Source organism: Stenotrophomonas sp. HMWF023, assembly GCF_003060985.1.
Taxonomy (GTDB): Bacteria; Pseudomonadota; Gammaproteobacteria; order Xanthomonadales; family Xanthomonadaceae; genus Stenotrophomonas; species Stenotrophomonas lactitubi.
Genome location: NZ_QAIJ01000083.1, coordinates 72,169 through 74,211 on the forward strand (window position 1 = coordinate 72,169; position 2,043 = coordinate 74,211).

The 2,043-nt window shown below is 65.2% G+C and carries 2 protein-coding genes; both read left to right on the forward strand.

The window, feature by feature from the left end:
• On the forward strand, window positions 1–1,503 hold a 1,503-nt coding region (locus DBR20_RS03765; RefSeq protein ID WP_258223197.1), incomplete at its 5' end, for a TonB-dependent receptor.
• 94 nt (window positions 1,504–1,597) lie between these two features.
• Window positions 1,598–2,043 (forward strand): MBL fold metallo-hydrolase (locus DBR20_RS22610; protein WP_258223202.1); only part of this gene is annotated, 446 nt, incomplete at its 3' end.

The window sequence follows — 2,043 nt, forward strand, 5'->3', positions numbered from 1 at the left end:
GGCCTGGCCCATGAGCGGCAGGGCCTGTACTACGACGGCGACGGCCGTGCGATCGGCACCAATGCGCAGGGCGAACTGATGGATTCGACCTCGACCAACATCTTCGCCAAGCTTGGCTGGAACATCACCGAAGGCCAGCGCCTGCAGTTGATGGCCAATCGCTACGAACTGCGTGGCCTGGACAATTACCTGCCCGTGGATGGCAACTTCCGCAGCGGTCGCCCGGCCACGTCGGTGCCCGGCGATACGCCGCTCGATCCGCCGATGAACCGCTCACGCTCGCTGACCCTGGACTACAGCAATGCCGATCTGTTCGGCGGCCAGTTCCTGGCGCAGGCGTTCGCGGTCGATTTTGAAGGGCGTTACGGTGCCAGCCAGTGGGACCCGTGGGGCAACACGGGTGCCAACGCTGCCTGGGACCAGACCCAGAACGAATCGGACAAGCGCGGCTTCAAGCTGACCCAGAGCTGGCGTCGCATCGGCGACACGTCGCTGGACGTGACCCTGGGCCTGGATGGCCTGCGTGACCGCACCCACCAGGTATTGCTGGCCAGCGGCCTGAACTGGGTACCGCTGACCACCTACCAGAGCCTGTCGCCGCTGTTGCAGCTGCAGTGGTGGCCCACCGACCACGTCATGCTGTCCGCTGGCCTGCGTTACGAAAAGGGCGAACTGGAAGTAGGCGACTACACCACCCTGCCCCGCTACGGCGCACGCAAGGTGGCCGGTGGCAAACCGACGATGAGCGAGACGCTGCCCAATTTCGGCGCGGTCTGGTACATCAACGATCGCCTCAACGCTTACGCGTCGTATTCGGAAGGCTACACCGTGGCCGATGTCGGCCGCGTGCTGCGCGCGATCAATCGCGATGGCCAGCGCGTGGACACCCTGGTGGACCTGTCACCGGTGGTGTCGGACAACCGCGAGATCGGGCTGGAATATGACGATGGTCGCTTCAGCGGCGACATCGCGTACTACACCTCCGAATCCAAGCTGGGTTCGGTACTGGTCTATGACGCCGGCATCGATGCCTACAACGTGCAGCGCCAGGCTACCCGGGTGGAAGGCTTCGAGACCAACCTGCGGCTGCGCCTGGGCGACAGCCGCATCGGCCTGGGCTATGCCCGCGCCAATGGCCGCTATGACGCCAATCTGGATGGCCGACTGGAAAGCGACTTGGCGGGCGTCAACATCGCCCCGAACCGCCTGACCGCGTTCTGGGAGCAGAGCTGGACCTCGCAGCTCAGCACCCGTCTGCAGGCCAGCCATGCCTTCGATCGCGACTTCGACCTGCGCGGCGTGCCGGTGGCCAGTTTCAAGGGCTACACCACGTTCGACCTGGTCGCCCGCTATGCGCTGGACAAGAGCAGCTTCACCCTGGGCGTGCAGAACCTCGCCAACAAGCAGTACATCACCTACTACTCGCAGACCACGCCATCCAATCCCAGCTATTTTGCCGGGCGCGGGCGTGTACTGACGCTGGGATGGCAGTACCGCTACTGAGAGATGGCGCCCTTATGGGTGCCATGAAATCTATGCGTGACGCGACGAAGGAGGCCCATGCTAGTTTCTGGGCCTCCTTCATCGGTGTCCTCCCATGCGCCTGCAGACCCTCGCCATCACGCTCGCTGCCCTGCTTCCCGCTGCGGCTTCTGCCGCCGAACCGACGCTTCCGCAGCTGCGTGCCTACACCGTGGATGCCTCCTGGCTGCAGCCGATGGCGCCGCTGCAGATTGCCGACCACACCTGGCAGATCGGCACCGAAGACCTGACCGCGCTGCTGGTGCAGACGCCGCAGGGCGCGGTGCTGCTCGATGGCGGCATGCCGCAGATGGCCGATCACCTGCTGCGCAACATGAAAGCGCGCGGTGTTGCGCCGCATGATCTGCGCCTGATCCTGCTCAGCCATGCCCACGCCGACCACGCCGGCCCGGTTGCGGCGCTCAAGCGCGGCACCGGTGCGCAGATCGTGGCCAATGCAGAATCGGCGGTGCTGCTGGCACGCGGCGGCAGCAACGACCTGCACTTCGGCGACGGCATCAC